We start from the raw sequence: 13,996 nt of genomic DNA on the forward strand, positions 1-13,996 counted from the left end.
TCTCTGTGGTCGCACTCTACTCCTGCAGCACGAGGAGGTCGGTGAGTGATGAACATCTATGATCGGCGTGCACGGAAGGAGTTAGACCAGCTGGTTGAGGAGTATCTGACTACCAGCACCATCAATCGGCGCCAATTTCTGCAACGGGCGACAGCGGCGGGGCTGAGCCTGGGCGCGGCGACGGCGCTTCTGGCGGCCTGCGGTGGCACGAACACGGGCACCTTGAACACAAGCAGCGGCAATGTGCCCAGGGTCAGCTCGATCGATGTCCTCACTCAGCTCAGTGGCGCCGAGCTGGCGGCCTTCAATGCCATCAACACGGCCTTCACCCAGAAAACGGGCATCAAGGTCAATGTAGAGCCGACCAGCGATCTGCGAGCCGTGCTCAGCACGCGCGTGCGTGGCAACAATCCCCCCGATGTGGCTGGTATGTCGAGCGTCCCTGAGTTCCAGCAGTACGCGGCTCAGGGTAAGCTGCTCCAGCTCGACAGGTTTTTCAATATGGGCCAGATGGAGCAGCAGTACGCGCGCATCTGGCTCGATGTCTCTTCCTATAATGGGCACCTCTACGCGGTCATCCCGCGTGTCAACACCAAGAGCACGGTCTGGTACAACCCGAAGCAGTTCAAGGCCAATGGGTACACGCCGCCTAAGACCTGGGATGAGATGATCGCCCTCTCGAACAGGATCGCCAGCAGCGGCAGGTATCCCTGGTCGCTGGGGGTGGAAGGTGGTTCTTCCACTGGCTGGCCGGCGGCGGACTGGGTGGACCAGATCTATCTGAGCCTCAATGGCCCCGAGTTGTCGCAACAGTGGGTCAATCATAAGATCCCCTGGACTCATCCAAGCGTCAAGCAGGCGTTCCAGCTTTTTGGTGAGATCGTCAACGGTAAGCACTATATCAGCGGGGCGCCGCAGTCGGTTCTGGCCACCAATTTCCAGGATGCCGCCTATCTGCCTTTTGAGAGTCCGCCGAAGGCCTATATGTACTTCCTCGGCGATTTCACGGCGAGCTTCCTCAAGACCCAGTTCCCCGGCATCCAGCCGGGCGTCGATTTCGACTTTTTCCCGTTCCCGACGATCAATCCTCAGTATGCGAACTCGGTGACAGGGATTGTCAATATCCTGTCGGCCTTCCGCGATAATGATGGGACGCGCCAGTATATGGAGTTTCTGGCCTCGCCTGAAGGCCAGAGCATCTGGCCGAAGCAGGGGGGCGCGGTCTCGGTGAATAAGCAGGTCCCCCTTAGCGTCTATCCTGACCCGGTCTCGCGCCGCACTGCCGAGCTGCTGCTCAACGCGAAGTACTTCAGCGTGGGCCAGGACGACCTGCTGCCTTCGTCGATGGAGCAGGAGTATTGGAAGGGGCTGCTGTCCTATATTCAGAATCCTTCGCAGCTCGATAGCATCCTTCGCTCGCTAGAGGATGCTGCGACACGTCTCTATCCTTCTTGAATGCGCGGAGCGTCTGGGGGCAGACCTGCGAGAGAGGGAAGCCGGGCATGGCTGATGAAGGTTGCTTGAAGGAAGCCGGGCAGCGCTGAGGGAGAAGGAGTAGAAAAAGAGAGGGATCGCTTCCTGCACCACCACTGCATGGGGCCGGTCCCTCTCGCCATTGTTGGCTCTGGCGGCTTCGCTCGCTATGACTCGCTCTGACCCGGTCGGGCGTCTCCTTCTCGGAGCAGGGGGAGAGCGGGGGGGATAAGGGTGGGAAGGAGGGCCAATTGCATGGGAAAGCCAGGTCCACGGTCCGACTGGGTTGGGTCACTGCACTTGCTTGCTTGCTTGGTTAGTTGCCTTGTTGTCAGGCTTTGTGAGCTTAGCAGCCTGGGACGAAGGGAGTGAGTGACTGCTATGGATCTCTCTGTTGAGAAGGCTGTTCCCGTTGCGCTGCGCCCGCGCCGGCGCCGGCTGCGCCTACCGGTAGAGGCGTGGGCCTGGGTGGCCCCAGCGATCTTGTTGTTGCTGCTCTTTTTTGTCTATCCCTTCATCAACACCGTTCAGCTCAGCTTCGAGGATGCCGATTCGACGCGCTTTGTGGGCCTCAAAAACTACCAGGCGATCTTTACCGATCCTGAGATGCTGGCTGTGCTCAAGAATAACCTGCTCTGGTTGCTCTTTGGCACCCTCTTGACGGTGGGGCTGGGCCTGGTCATTGCGGTTCTGGTGGATCGGGTCAAGGTCGAGGGCCTGGTCAAATCGGCGCTCTTTATTCCGATGGCCATCTCGATGGTGAGCGCCAGCATCATCTGGCGCCTGGTCTACCTCTATCGCGCCCCTGATCAGACGCAAATCGGTCTGCTGAACGCCATCCTGGCGCTCTTTAAGCTGCCCCCGCAGCCGTGGCTGGTCAATACGAGCGTCAACACTTTTGCCTTGATCGCTGTCTATGTGTGGATGTGGACCGGCTTCTGCGTGGTGGTCTTTTCGGCGGCGCTCAAGGGGCTGCCCGATGAGATCATCGAGGCGGCGCTCATCGATGGGGCCAATCGCTGGGTCCTCTTCTGGCGGGTGATTGTGCCGATGATTAGTCCGACCATCGCTGTGGTGACGACCACCATGATCATCAACATTTTAAAGACGTTCGATATTGTCTACGTGATGACAGGGGGCAATTACAACACCGATGTGGTGGCCGTCGAGTTTTATCGCCAGCTCTTTACTTTCGGCAATTATGGCCTGGCCAGCGCGCTGGCGGTCTTGCTGACGCTGGCGATTATGCCGGTGATGTACCTCAATATTCGCCGTATTCGGCTGGAGGAAGGAGGCCAGGCATGATCGGAGAGCAGGTACGGCACCCGCTGATCCCGGCGCTGGCGGCGGGCCAGCGTCGCTCGTTGCCCAGGCGCCGGACCTGGCTGCGCCGCCTGGGCGAGCAGGCGATGACGGTGCTCGCTTTGTTGATCGCGCTGGTTTGGTCGTTGCCGACGCTGGGCCTGTTGATTAGCTCGTTCCGTCCTCCTGGCTTGATTTCGACGAGCGGCTGGTGGACGGCGCTGCTGCCGCCGTGGCATTTTACCCTGGAGAACTATGTCCAGGTGATCACGGCGCAGGGCCTGGGCCGCGCCTTTATCAATAGCGTGATGATCGCGGTGCCGAGTACGATCTTGCCTGCTCTGATCGGCTCGTTTGCTGCCTTTGCTTTCGCCTGGATGCGCTTGCCGGCGCGCAAGACGCTCTTTTTCGGGGTCATTACGCTGCAGATTATTCCTTTGCAGATTGCCCTGGTGCCGCTGTTGCAGATCTTTACGAATATCGGGCTGACGGGACAGTATGCGGCGGTCTGGCTGGCTCATACGGCTTTTGGGCTGCCTTTTGCCATTTTCCTGCTGCGCAATTTCTTCGCCGCGTTGCCGCGAGATCTGCTGGAGGCGGCCTATGTCGATGGGGCTTCGAATTTCCGCCTGTTTTGGACGATTGTCTTGCCGCTGTCGCTGCCAGCCCTGGCCTCGCTGGTGATCTTTCAATTCCTGTGGGTCTGGAACGATCTGTTGGTGGCCTTGATTTTCTTGGGTGGCAATCCGCAGAGTGCGCCGATGACGCTGACGGTGGCCAGTCTGGTTGGCTCCTACGGCGAGAATGACCAGATCCTGACGGCGGCGGCCTTCCTGTCGATGGCGCTGCCGTTGGTGGTCTTCTTTGCGCTGCAGCGCTACTTTATCCGCGGCATTCTGGCTGGCTCGGTCAAGGGCTAGTCTGGCCGCCCTGCCTTCGGAAGATCCGGGGAGAGAAGGGAGCAGGCGGTGTAGTGGTGCTGACCACTCTTGGCCTGCTCTCTTGTTGTCTGCTGCTGGCTGGGGGCCGGCGCTTCGGCTTTGGGGGGAGAACCTTGGAGAATCCGCCAAAGAATCGCTATGATTGGCCTAACGCTGGCAGTCGGGGCGGGTGTACAATGGAGCGTCTACCGGGCGACAGGTCTGGTTCGCTCGCTGGAGGGTGGCGGAGCTTCCGGCGCTGTTGGGAGGGCTGGGCTGGAGCTGCACGACGTCTGCTCGCTGACTGCCAAAGGGTAACTCTTAGAGGAGGTTTTTTTGATGTACGTTGGACTGCAGATTCCTTCGTTCAAGTGCCCTGGTGGGACGGCTGCGATCCGACCTCTGTTGAAGGAGGTGGTGACGAGGGCGGAGGAGGCGGGTTTCTATAGCTTCTGGGTCATGGATCATTTCTACCAGATTCAGGGTTTGTTCGGGGAAACGTATACCGATCCCATGCTGGAGTGCTATACCACGCTCGGTTATTTAGCCGGGCTGACTGAGCGGGCCTATCTTGGGGTGTTGGTCACGGGGGTAATTTATCGCTATCCTTCGGTGCTGCTGAAGACGGTGAATACGCTCGATATTCTCTCTGGTGGACGGGCCTACTTCGGTGTGGGGGCCGCCTGGTACGAGGAGGAGGCTCGCGGTTGGGGTGTTCCCTACCCGCCGCTGGGGGAGCGCTTTGAGCTGCTGGAGGATACGCTGAAGCTGGCAAAGGCGCTGTGGGCGAGCGATCAGACCGCCTTTGAGGGGAAGCATGTTGTGGCGCCCGCCATTACGAATAATCCTCGCCCGCTTTCTCAGCCGCATCCGCGCGTGATGGTCGGCGGTTCGGGTCCCAAGAAGACGATGCGTCTGGTGGCTCAGTATGCCGATGCCTGTAATATTAGTGAGCGCTTCGGTCGGGAGAGGATGCAGCAGGCCCTCGATGCGCTTAAGGGGCATTGCGAGAGCGTGGGCCGCGACTATGCTACGGTCGAGAAGACGTCTCTGTCGACCGTCCATCTTTCGGGCAGCGATACGGCGGCGAGCGTGCGCGCGCGTTTGAAGGATCTGGCTGCGATGGGGTTCACTCATGCCATTGTCAATCTGCCGGATCTGTACGAGTTGAGGCCGCTGGAAGTCTTTGCGAAGGAGATTATTCCGGCAGTGGCTGAGTTCTAGGCAGGAGGCTGGCGCAGAAGGGCTGGTTCAGGGTCAGGGGGAAGGCAGGGGAGAAGGAGGCCGCCGCGGCTCATTCATGGTATGCCTGTTGGGGACTCCTTCCCCTTCTGCTCGCAGTGCTGTTCCTGGCTGGGTCTGGGTCTGGCTGGGCCCTGACCCGCAGTCTGGCCCGGCTAGCTGTGAAGAGGGCTGGCAAGCCTGCTTAAGCGGTAGCGTTGGGCTGCTGCCCCCAGACGGTGAGCCAGGGCCAGATGGCGCAGAAGTCCTCGCCCTGAGCCTCGGCGATGGCCTGCTGATAGAGTGGCTCCAGCTCTTCGCGACTGATGACGCCGGTCTTGAGCAAGAAGGGCTGGATCAGTTGGAAGAGGACGAAGAGATCTTTAAAAAAGGCGTAGTGCATGGGGCTGTCGCTGGACCACTCGACGGCGCCGGCGCGCAGGCGGACGTCGTTGAAGCCGGCCTGGCGCAGCAGGCGGGGCAGGACGGGGGTGATGCCGACGTGGCGCCCGTCGGGCGAGAAGCTCTGACCGGCCCGTTTGAGGGCGGCGGCGATCAGGGCGAAATAGCGCTCGGTGGCCGGGCTGCTGGTCAGGCCGAATTCGGTTTCGGTGAGGCGGATGATGCCGCCGGGTTTGAGGAGACGGCGACATTCAGCCAGCAGGTGCCGCCAGTCCTGGGGCCGCATGAAGCTGAAGAGTGAGCGCCCGTTGATGAGGTCGAAGGAGGCATCCGGGAAGGCCAGGGGCTGGGTGATATCCATGATCTCAAAGGAGATGTTCGGGAGGCCACGGGCCTGGGCCTGGGTGCTGGCATATTCGATGGTGCTGGGGTTGATGTCGACGCCGATCACTTCGACGTGAGGGTACTGGAAGGCGACTTCGCAGGCCCAGCCGCCGGGACCGCAGGCCAGATCAAGCAGGCGCCCGCCTTCGGGCAGGGTCTGGCCTTCGGGGAAGAGGCCGCCCATCGCTTCGGTGATGAGGCGGTCCTGTTGCAAGAGGCGGGCCAGCTCTTCGGCCTGACCTGCGTCGATGGGGTAAGTGCTGGTCTGAGGCTGGGGTTGAGATTCTGGCTCAAATGCTGTCATGTTCCTGGTGCTCCTTTCCTTTCCTTTCCTTTCCTTTCCTTTCCTTTCCTTTCTCTTGACTTGCTGACTGAACGCCGCCCGTAGCTGGCGTCTGATCCTGCTGGTTGCCACGCGGACAGGGCAGACTCTTCGCCTGCTCAGGCGCTGGCTTGGGGCTGTTGCCCCCAGACGGTGAGACCGGTGGCAATGGCGTGGAAGTCGTCGGCTTGCATCTCGGCGATGGCCTGCTGATAGAGTGGCTCCAGCTCTTCCTGAGCGATGACGCCGGTCTTGAGCAGGAAGGGCTGGATCAGTTGGAAGAGGACGAAGAGATCTTTAAAAAAGGCGTAGTGCATGGGAGTATGGCTGGACCACTCGACGGCGCCGGCGCGCAGGCGGACGTCGTTGAAGCCGGCCTGGCGCAGCAGGCGGGGCAGGACGGGGGTGATGCCGACGTGGCGCCCGTCGGGCGAGAAGCTCTGACCGACGCGCTGGAGGGCGGCGGCGATCAGGGCGAAATAGCGCTCGGTGGCCGGGCTGCTCGTTAGAGGGAACTCGCTTTCGGTGAGGCGGATGATGCCGCCGGGTTTGAGGAGACGGCGACATTCAGCCAGCAGGCGCCGCCAGTCCTGGGGCTGCATGAAGCTGAAGAGCGCGCGCCCGTTGATGAGGTCGAAGGAGGCGTCGGGGAAGGCCAGCGGCTCCTTGACGTTCATCACCTGGAATTGGGCGTTGGAGAGGCCGCGCGAGCGGGCGTACGTGTTGGCGTACTCGACGGTGCTGGGACTGATGTCGACGCCGATCACTTCGACGGAAGGATGCTGAAAAGCGACTTCGCAGGCCCAGCCGCCAGGACCGCAGGCCAGGTCAAGCAGGCGCCCACCCTCGGGCAGGGTCTGGCCTTCAGGGAAGAGGCCGCCCATCGCTTCGTTCACAAGACGGTCTTGCTGGATCAGGCGAGCTAATTCGTCAACCTTCTCGGTATCAATAGGATAGGTGAGGTCGGTCTGAGACGCTCCGGCTTGCGCAAGCCCCTCGTTTTCTCGTGTGTCGGTCATGGTTTGGTTTCTCCCTCTATTCCTTTCCGCTCTTGTCTTGCTGTCAGACAGGCAAGAAGAAGGACCTGTTGATTGAGGCTGATGACAGGCGCTCGGCCTGATTCTTCATGGCTGACGTCCCCAGGCGGTCACCCAAAACCAGACCGCAAAGAAGTCGTCGGCCTGCATTTCTGCCACCGCCTGCTGATAGAGCGTGTCCACTTCCTCGGCCTGAGCCACGCCCGTCTTCACGAGGAATGGCTTCAGTAGATCGAACATGACGAATATATTTTTGAAGGTGCTGTAGTGGTAGGGGGTCCCGCTGGACCACTCCAGCACGCCGCCACGCAGGCGGACGTCGTTGAAGCCGGCCTGGCGCAGCAGGGGGGCCAGGACGGGGGTGATTCCCAGGAGGTGCCCGTCGGGGGAGAAGCTTTGTCCGGCTCGCTTAAGGGCCGAGGAGCAGAGCGCGTAGTAGCGCTGGGTGGCCGGGCTGGTGGTCAGGCCCCACTCGCTTTCGGTGAGGCGGAGGAGGCCGCCGGGCTTGAGGAGACGGCGACACTCGGTCAGCAGGTGGGGCCAGTCCTGGGGCCGCATGAAGCCGGCCAGAAAGCGGGCGTTGATCAGGTCAAAGGAGGCGTCGGAGAAAGCGAGGGGCCGGGTGATGTTCATCACGGCGAAGTGGGCGTTACTGAGGCCGCGCGAGCGGGCCTGCGCGTTGGCGTATTCGACGACGCTCGGGCTGAGGTCGACGCCGATGATCTCGGCCTCGGGATAGTGAAAGGCCAGCTCCAGGGCCCAGCCACCGGGGCCGCAGGCCAGGTCAAGCACCTGGGCGCTGGCTGGTAGCGTCTCCACTTCGGGCAGGAGGCCCCCCATTGCTTCGGTGACCAGGCGATCCTGTTGCATCAGGCGGGCTAGCTCTGCCGCCTCTTCGGCATTGATGAAGTAGGTCCCCCCCTCGCTGGCGGGCTGGCTGGGGGTCGCAGATTCTTCAGCAGCAGACATATGCTAGCAGATCTCCTCTTCTTCTGTTCAGCTCATCTGGTGGTGCTTGGGAGAGAAGAGAGCAAGCCAGGGCGTGCTCATCCTTCCGTGCCTGCGGCGTCCGCTGCAGTCGTCACCGGCCCGCGGGGGAAGGTCTCGCCTATCTTGCTCTTTTCTGCCAAAAGCATACCAGCCTGTGTCACGCCTGGCAAGCGTGTTTCTTTCGTCCCCTGCTACCTTGTGGGCCAGTGGATCACGGTTCAGAATGAGACGGTTCTCTCCTCTCTATGGGGGCTGTTGCACAGGTGGCGCTCCTGCTGTCCTCTGCCTCTCTGTCTGCTCGCTGTTCCTTGCCCGGCTGGCTGAAGGACGCAGCTCGATGTTGTTGCTGGTCTGGTATGGTCTGGCCCAGGCTGGCGAGTAGCTCGGGCGGGCATTGCTCCCAGGGGATGCGCCGCAGCAGCTCGGCGCGTGTGTTGGCTCCGAGTCGATCGCGCAGGCGATAGATGTGACCACGCACGGTGCTGGCGGTGATGCCCATGCGCCTGGCAATCTCTTCGTCCTCCAGCCCCTGACGCAGCAGGAGCAGGACCTCCCATTCGCGAGGCCGCGGCGGCCCTGGCTCGCGCGGTCCCCATTGGCGATGATAGCCTTGGCGCTGGCCCATGTCCTGGCTAGCTCCTCCTCTTCTTCTTTCTGGCCTCTGCACTGATGCGACCTGTCGGGTCGCGTTCGGCTTGAGGCTTCTCTGTCCGCTAGCTGTATGGCCGGTGACCGCCGTCTGGCATGGGCACAGGGGTGGGTAGGGTCTGACTGCCAACGATGAAAGGCGCGTGCAGGAGAGGCGAAACCTGCGGCGCTGGTGAGGGCATGGGGGGCGCCGCGGGGCCGCCCGGCGGGGCGCTGGCAGCGGTGAGACGGCGCACGAGGGCGACCAGGTGCCCGACGTTGAAGGGCTTGGCCAGGAAGGCGCTGGCTCCCACGAGCCGCGCACGCAGGCGCTCGCGCAGGCCGTGGCGCGCGCTCATGAGGACGATGGGGACGGTCGCGAGCCGCGGCTGCTTGCGGATGAGAAGGGTCAGTTCGTAGCCGTCAAGCTTGGGGAGCATGAGGTCGATGAGGAGGAGGGCCGGCGGCTCTTCGGCTCGGGCGATGGTTTGCAGGGCGGCCAGGCTGTCGCTGTGACAGCGTACTTGAAAGCCGGCTCGCCGTAGGGCCAGGGCGATGATGAGACGACAGACGGCTGAGTCGTCAATGATGTCTACTGTTCCTGACATGGCACTGCTCCTTTCTGGCTGTTTCTCTCTGGCGGGTACTCTGTCGCTCTGCTCGCGTGTTTGTCTGTTTGATCAGCAGCCCGCCCACTCTCTGGCGCGGCTTGCCCGCTGGGGCCTGCCTCAGTCGCTCGCTCAGTCAGTCAGTCAGCTACGGCTGGCGCCCGCCAGGCAGCTAATCACCCGGGGAGAGGCGAGGAGCCTGCGGGCCTCCTGCGGGCGAGCGCCAGACCGCCGCTTATTGCTATAGCAGGACGAGCTTGCAGCAAAAGTAGAGGTGGCACTCCTGACGTCGATCGCAGACGGTGATGGTTCTTCTTGTCCAACTAAAGCCGCCCGCTCGCTTCTCTTTTGCTCTTGTGTAATTTGGACGATTGATGATGGAAACTACTTTTCAATGTGCAGATGTATCTGCTATAATCAAAGCGCACGGTGTTGAACCTGGCACGTTATGGACTCTGCGGCGAAGGTGGCGCGCGATGTGGCGCGTGATGCTTGCCGCAACCTGGCCGGGGACGCGCTGGCTTGCCTGCCGCGAACCTGGGCTGGGGCGTCGGCTGGGACTGAGAAGGCGGTGAGACGACTATGGCCGGAAAAGAGCTGCTTCTGAAGATGGGTGATTCCTTGCCGCTGGTGCGAGTGTGGATGTTGGGGCCGTTTGTGGTGGAGCTGAGGGGGACCGATGGGGCGTGGCGGGCGCTGCCGGGGAGTGTGTGGCGAACGTATTTTTATGCACGCCCGCTGTTGCAGCGCTTGCTGTGCGCGCATGGGCGCAGGGTGGAGCGGCAGCAGTTGCTGGCGGATTTGTGGCCAAGGGAGGAGCCGAGTGAGGCGATGGAGCGCTATCCGTTGACGGGGGCCGGGCAGGTGCGGAAGCTGTTGGGGCGAAGGGAGTTGTTGCAGACGTGTGGCCAGGGGTATCAGTTGGCTGATCAGGGCTGGATCTGGACGGATGTGGATGAGGCTCTGAGGCTGGTGAGGGAGGCGAGGGGAAGGGGACTGGAGAGCCTGGAGGCCTTGCCGTGCTTGCAGGAGGCGGAGAGGCTGTTTCGGCGGGGTCGGCTGTTGGAGGGGCAGGGGGCGCTGTGGGCGGTGGCGTATCGGGAGTGGGTGGCGGGTGAGCGCTGGAGAGCAGGGCTGGCCCTGGGAAGGCTCTATGAGAGGGCGGGGATGGCGAGCGAGGCGGGGGAGCAGTATCGGCAGTTGTATGAGGAGGAGCCGTTTAGGGAGGAGGCGCTGTTAGAGGTGTATGGCTGGTGGATGAGACGGGGAGAGAGGGAGAGGGCGGAGAGAGTATTAGAGGCGGGGCTGAAGAGGTTGGAGCAGAAGGGGGTGCCGCTGACGGCGGAGGGGAAGGAGCAGGTGAGAAGGCTGAGGGAGCAGGGTGAGGGAAGGACCTTGGTGGTGGTGCAGGGGGAGGCTGTGGTATACTGGGAGGGAAGTAAGGGAGCGAGCGCGGAGGAGCGGCGAGAGGAGAGATGCAGGAAGGAGGTTCCGCAGGGGGAGCCTGAGCTGCAGGGGAGGCTGCTGCCGTTGGGTAGGGAGCAGGAGGAGGGGGAGTGTGGGGTGAGGGTGCTGGTCTGGCCGCTGGTGTGGGGGAGGGAGCGGCGAGGGAGCCTGCAGGAACTGGAGAGAGAGATCCAGGAGGAGCTGAAGATGAGCGAGCGCAGGGAGCACGAGGCAGAGACAAGGGCTGCGCAGGGGCAGCGGCTGCCGAGGAGGCAAGCGCTCTTGCTGCTGGCGGGGATGCCGCAGGTGCTGCTGGGGCTGGGGAGCGGAGGAGGAGGTTGGGGCTGGGAGTGGGAGGGGATGAAGGAGGGGAGGGTGAGAGAGGAGGTGCTGCCGGTGGTGGCGGGGAGTATCACAGCCTGCTGGCATCTGCTCAATGAGGGGGAGTTAGAGGCGGTCGAGAGGACGGTAGGGAGCTATCTGCCGCTGCTGAGGAGGTGGGCGTATGAGCCGTCGGGGGTGCAGCGAGAAGCGGCCTATCTGGCGGCACAGGCGTGCTTGCTAGAGGGCTTAATTGCCTACCATCGGCTACAGTTCCAGCGAAGAAAGTACCTTTGTGAAGAAGCAGTCAGTTTAAGTCGTCTTGCTAGTGGGCCTGTGTTGCTTGTAAAAGCGCTGATCGACCGAGGGACGGCCTGCTACTGGCTTGGCCAGAGTGAGTCGATGCTGGAGAGCTTTCAGGAGGCGTGTAGTCTGGCCGAAACTGTGCCCGCTCCTTTACGCGGGAGGGCTTTCATGAGCCTAGCACGGGCCTATGCAGATCGGGGGATGGCTGGAGAAGCCTTGAAAGCTTTCGAGATGGCTCGAGAGCACTTCCAGGGATGGGAAGGGACCAAGTCTTTACCAGTGTGTGTGTTGCTCGACGAAGGCGCTTACAGGGAACCTCTCTACGGGGGATATATTCACCTACGTCTCGGTGAATATGGAGAGCAGAAGAGTCATCTCCTCGAAGCGGAACGACGGCTAGCAGGCGTTGAGGAGATGGTGAGCGTGGTCAGTGTGCCAGGACGTATTAGGTTGGAAGCTCTTAATCTGAGGGGGGAAGCGGCGATAGGGAGAGGGGAGCTAGAGGAGTACGTGAGCTACACGGTAGAGGGAGCGGAAGGGGCGAGGAGGCTGGGGAGCGGCAAGAGGAGGCAGGAGCTGGTGAGCAACTGGAAGAGGGCGCTAGAGAGGTGGCCGTGGGAGAAGCGAGTGAGGGAGCTGGGGGAGCTGGTGCTAGGGGTGTAGAGGTAGAGAGAGGCAGGCGAGCGGGAAGAGAGAGGAGAGGGAGCGATGAAGGAAGGAGAGGGAGAAGGAGGCAGGAGGCTGCCGAGGAGGCAAGCGCTGTTGCTGCTGGCGGGGATGCCGCAGGTGCTGCTGGGGCTGGGGAGCGGAGGAGGAGGTTGGGGCTGGGAGTGGGAGGGGATGAAGGAGGGGAGGGTGAGAGAGGAGGTGCTGCCGGTGGTGGCGGGGAGCATCACAGCCTGCTGGCATCTGCTCAATGAGGGGGAGTTAGAGGCGGTCGAGAGGACGGTAGGGAGCTATCTGCCGCTGCTGAGGAGGTGGGCATATGAGCCGTCGGGGGTGCAGCGAGAAGCGGCCTATCTGGCGGCGCAGGCGTGCTTATTGTATTCACTGGTAGAACATCATCGCCTGCGTTTCCAGCAACGCTGGCGTCTTACTCAAGAGGCTGTTGTGCTCAGTCGTCTCTCTGCTCATCGTTTGCTTCTGGTAGAGACGTTGACAGAGCTAGGGGTGGCCTCTTACTGGTGTGGTCTTCCTGCACAGATGCTGGAAGCTTATCTAGAGGCTGAAAGCTTGATGGAGCCATTGCCTGCGCTCTCGAAGAATATTGTGCTGCGCGGTTTAGCGCGTGCCTATGCTCAGCAGGGGCAAGAGCGGGAAGCTCTGAAGATGCTCAGTGCAGCGCGGCTGTATGCCGTTGAGGACTCGTATACTGAGGAGACGCCTATCTTTTTGGCCGCTCAGGAAGGGTACCATATGCACATGCTCTACGCGGGCTTTGTGCATCTAGAGCTGGGCAGGTATGGCAGGATGTTGGAACATTGCCGATCGGCAGAGCAGGCTTTAGGCGAGCTTGATGGCTGGCGGAGACCGGTCCCTGTACGGTTGCGTCTGGAGATTGTGAACAGGAGAGGGGAGGCGGCGATAGGGAGGGGGGAGCTAGAGGAGTACGTGAGCTACACGGTAGAGGGAGCGGAAGGGGCGAGGAGGCTGGGGAGCGGCAAGAGGAGGCAGGAGCTGGTGAGCAACTGGAAGAGGGCGCTAGAGCGGTGGCCGGGGGAGAAGCGAGTGAGGGAGCTGGGGGAGCTGGTGCTCTCAGGGTGAACAGAAACGCCTGCCACCACTCCCCCAGAGATGCAAAGGAGCGGCCCAAATTGGTCCCCATCATCCGCACATAACGAGCCGCCGGATCGGCACGGCGCCGGCCCTAGCCGCCGCCCTCCTCGCGGCTGGCCACCGAACGACCGCCGATCCCCCAATTGCGCTTTGGTACCTCATAAATAATGACGCGCACCTCCTCCACCGGATAGCCCAACTCGCGCCCTGCCGCCTCCGAGAGCAGCCGGATCAAACGCTCCTTCTGCTCTGCGCTGCGGCCCTCCATAATAGTCACCTTGAGAACAAGCATCGCGCATCTCCTTTCACTCTCCGCTTCGGCCATAGCATAGCAGCAGATTGCTGTCCACCCCTCTCCTCTCAGTCTGGCACAGACGCCAGCCGTCGCGTCGCAGTTTCCCTGGTCCTGCCTGCTCTCTGCCTGGCTTGCCAGAACCGTGGCCGGCGACATACAATACAGCCAGCGCCGCAGATGAGCGCCGGTGCGCGCTCGCCAGCCCTGGCCCGCCAGCGCCTTGCCTGGTGGGGCCAACAGGTAGCAACGCAGCGCCAGATCAGGCCAGACCAAACCAGAAAGGAGCCAGGACGCCGATGCCCATGCTCGAAGTACTGCGCGCCGACGACAGGCCGCTCAGCGCCGACCAGAAACGGGCCTTCGCCCGTGAAGCCACCAGAATCTTCCACGAAGTCCTCGGCACCCCGCCCGGGCGCCTGCGCCTCTTCTTCCTCGACACCCCATCCGAGGGCCTGGAAGGGCTGTACGAACGACCGCCCGCTGCCAGCGACGAGCAGCCCGACGGTGGCGGCGAGAAGAAAGACTAAACGCCCGTCGCAAGCCGCCCGGCCTTCCCGAAGGCCGGG

At 62.2% G+C, this 13,996-nt stretch carries 14 protein-coding genes; 8 read left to right on the forward strand and 6 right to left on the reverse strand.

The genetic code is table 11. The annotated features are described in order from the left end of the window. Window positions 1-48: 48 nt before the first annotated feature. From BGC09_RS07150 to BGC09_RS07165, 5 genes are all read left to right on the forward strand, one after another. Window positions 49-1,455: an ABC transporter substrate-binding protein gene (locus tag BGC09_RS07150; protein WP_069803207.1), complete on the forward strand. Its 1,407-nt coding sequence runs from the start codon at window positions 49-51 to the stop codon at window positions 1,453-1,455. A gap of 399 nt (window positions 1,456-1,854) precedes the next feature. Continuing rightward, window positions 1,855-2,778, forward strand: coding sequence for a carbohydrate ABC transporter permease (locus BGC09_RS07155; protein ID WP_084658080.1), 924 nt, complete (start codon window positions 1,855-1,857; stop codon window positions 2,776-2,778). Beyond that, the gene (locus BGC09_RS07160) at window positions 2,775-3,695 is read left to right on the forward strand and encodes a carbohydrate ABC transporter permease (RefSeq protein WP_084658082.1); all 921 of its coding nucleotides are present in this window, start codon (window positions 2,775-2,777) and stop codon (window positions 3,693-3,695) included. The genes BGC09_RS07155 and BGC09_RS07160 overlap by 4 nt, the downstream gene beginning before the upstream one ends. 159 nt (window positions 3,696-3,854) lie before the next feature. Then, the gene (locus BGC09_RS22805) at window positions 3,855-4,013 is read left to right on the forward strand and encodes a hypothetical protein (RefSeq protein ID WP_176728867.1); all 159 of its coding nucleotides are present in this window, start codon (window positions 3,855-3,857) and stop codon (window positions 4,011-4,013) included. 21 nt (window positions 4,014-4,034) lie between these two features. After that, window positions 4,035-4,919, forward strand: a complete 885-nt coding sequence (locus BGC09_RS07165) for a TIGR03560 family F420-dependent LLM class oxidoreductase (RefSeq protein ID WP_069803208.1) — start codon at window positions 4,035-4,037, stop codon at window positions 4,917-4,919. Between the two features lie 202 nt (window positions 4,920-5,121). Here the strand turns inward: BGC09_RS07165 and BGC09_RS07170 are convergent, their stop codons facing one another. The 5 genes from BGC09_RS07170 to BGC09_RS07190 all read right to left on the reverse strand — a co-directional run bounded on the left by BGC09_RS07170 (window position 5,122) and on the right by BGC09_RS07190 (window position 9,286). Beyond that, window positions 5,122-6,006: a class I SAM-dependent methyltransferase gene (locus tag BGC09_RS07170; protein WP_069803209.1), complete on the reverse strand. Its 885-nt coding sequence runs from the start codon at window positions 6,004-6,006 to the stop codon at window positions 5,122-5,124. A gap of 137 nt (window positions 6,007-6,143) precedes the next feature. Next, complete coding sequence (locus tag BGC09_RS07175) at window positions 6,144-7,043, reverse strand: class I SAM-dependent methyltransferase (protein ID WP_069803210.1); 900 nt, start codon at window positions 7,041-7,043, stop codon at window positions 6,144-6,146. A gap of 105 nt (window positions 7,044-7,148) precedes the next feature. After that, window positions 7,149-8,030, reverse strand: coding sequence for a class I SAM-dependent methyltransferase (locus BGC09_RS07180; protein WP_069803211.1), 882 nt, complete (start codon window positions 8,028-8,030; stop codon window positions 7,149-7,151). A gap of 232 nt (window positions 8,031-8,262) precedes the next feature. Beyond that, on the reverse strand, window positions 8,263-8,676 hold the full coding sequence (locus BGC09_RS07185; protein WP_069803212.1) for a response regulator transcription factor: 414 nt from the start codon (window positions 8,674-8,676) through the stop codon (window positions 8,263-8,265). Between the two features lie 88 nt (window positions 8,677-8,764). Continuing rightward, window positions 8,765-9,286: a response regulator gene (locus tag BGC09_RS07190; protein ID WP_069803213.1), complete on the reverse strand. Its 522-nt coding sequence runs from the start codon at window positions 9,284-9,286 to the stop codon at window positions 8,765-8,767. A 582-nt stretch (window positions 9,287-9,868) separates the two neighbouring features. Between BGC09_RS07190 and BGC09_RS07195 the strand changes: the two genes are divergently transcribed. Both BGC09_RS07195 and BGC09_RS07200 read left to right on the forward strand, forming a co-directional pair. Continuing rightward, a complete protein-coding gene (locus tag BGC09_RS07195) occupies window positions 9,869-12,022 on the forward strand; it encodes an AfsR/SARP family transcriptional regulator (RefSeq protein WP_069803214.1) in 2,154 nt (717 codons plus the stop codon). Between the two features lie 45 nt (window positions 12,023-12,067). Continuing rightward, window positions 12,068-13,123, forward strand: a complete 1,056-nt coding sequence (locus BGC09_RS07200) for a hypothetical protein (protein ID WP_069803215.1) — start codon at window positions 12,068-12,070, stop codon at window positions 13,121-13,123. A 103-nt stretch (window positions 13,124-13,226) separates the two neighbouring features. Here the strand turns inward: BGC09_RS07200 and BGC09_RS07205 are convergent, their stop codons facing one another. Then, window positions 13,227-13,586: a tautomerase family protein gene (locus tag BGC09_RS07205; protein WP_439959663.1), complete on the reverse strand. Its 360-nt coding sequence runs from the start codon at window positions 13,584-13,586 to the stop codon at window positions 13,227-13,229. A gap of 140 nt (window positions 13,587-13,726) precedes the next feature. Between BGC09_RS07205 and BGC09_RS07210 the strand changes: the two genes are divergently transcribed. After that, a complete protein-coding gene (locus BGC09_RS07210; RefSeq protein ID WP_052889598.1) occupies window positions 13,727-13,957 on the forward strand; it encodes a tautomerase family protein in 231 nt (76 codons plus the stop codon). Window positions 13,958-13,996 lie beyond the last annotated feature (39 nt).

It is taken from the genome of Thermogemmatispora onikobensis (genome assembly GCF_001748285.1).
Lineage (GTDB): Bacteria > Chloroflexota > Ktedonobacteria > Ktedonobacterales > Ktedonobacteraceae > Thermogemmatispora > Thermogemmatispora onikobensis.

What these genes read in the sequence shown, in the direction of transcription:
- BGC09_RS07200 (WP_069803215.1), top strand. Translation starts at nt 12,068, where the DNA reads ATGAAGGAAGGAGAGGGAGAAGGAGGCAGGAGGCTGCCGAGGAGGCAA.
- BGC09_RS07205 (WP_439959663.1), bottom strand. Translation starts at nt 13,586, where the DNA reads ATGTCGCCGGCCACGGTTCTGGCAAGCCAGGCAGAGAGCAGGCAGGAC.
- BGC09_RS07185 (WP_069803212.1), bottom strand. Translation starts at nt 8,676, where the DNA reads ATGGGCCAGCGCCAAGGCTATCATCGCCAATGGGGACCGCGCGAGCCA.
- BGC09_RS22805 (WP_176728867.1), top strand. Translation starts at nt 3,855, where the DNA reads ATGATTGGCCTAACGCTGGCAGTCGGGGCGGGTGTACAATGGAGCGTC.
- BGC09_RS07160 (WP_084658082.1), top strand. Translation starts at nt 2,775, where the DNA reads ATGATCGGAGAGCAGGTACGGCACCCGCTGATCCCGGCGCTGGCGGCG.
- BGC09_RS07165 (WP_069803208.1), top strand. Translation starts at nt 4,035, where the DNA reads ATGTACGTTGGACTGCAGATTCCTTCGTTCAAGTGCCCTGGTGGGACG.
- BGC09_RS07180 (WP_069803211.1), bottom strand. Translation starts at nt 8,030, where the DNA reads ATGTCTGCTGCTGAAGAATCTGCGACCCCCAGCCAGCCCGCCAGCGAG.
- BGC09_RS07170 (WP_069803209.1), bottom strand. Translation starts at nt 6,006, where the DNA reads ATGACAGCATTTGAGCCAGAATCTCAACCCCAGCCTCAGACCAGCACT.
- BGC09_RS07195 (WP_069803214.1), top strand. Translation starts at nt 9,869, where the DNA reads ATGGCCGGAAAAGAGCTGCTTCTGAAGATGGGTGATTCCTTGCCGCTG.
- BGC09_RS07190 (WP_069803213.1), bottom strand. Translation starts at nt 9,286, where the DNA reads ATGTCAGGAACAGTAGACATCATTGACGACTCAGCCGTCTGTCGTCTC.
- BGC09_RS07210 (WP_052889598.1), top strand. Translation starts at nt 13,727, where the DNA reads ATGCCCATGCTCGAAGTACTGCGCGCCGACGACAGGCCGCTCAGCGCC.
- BGC09_RS07175 (WP_069803210.1), bottom strand. Translation starts at nt 7,043, where the DNA reads ATGACCGACACACGAGAAAACGAGGGGCTTGCGCAAGCCGGAGCGTCT.
- BGC09_RS07155 (WP_084658080.1), top strand. Translation starts at nt 1,855, where the DNA reads ATGGATCTCTCTGTTGAGAAGGCTGTTCCCGTTGCGCTGCGCCCGCGC.
- BGC09_RS07150 (WP_069803207.1), top strand. Translation starts at nt 49, where the DNA reads ATGAACATCTATGATCGGCGTGCACGGAAGGAGTTAGACCAGCTGGTT.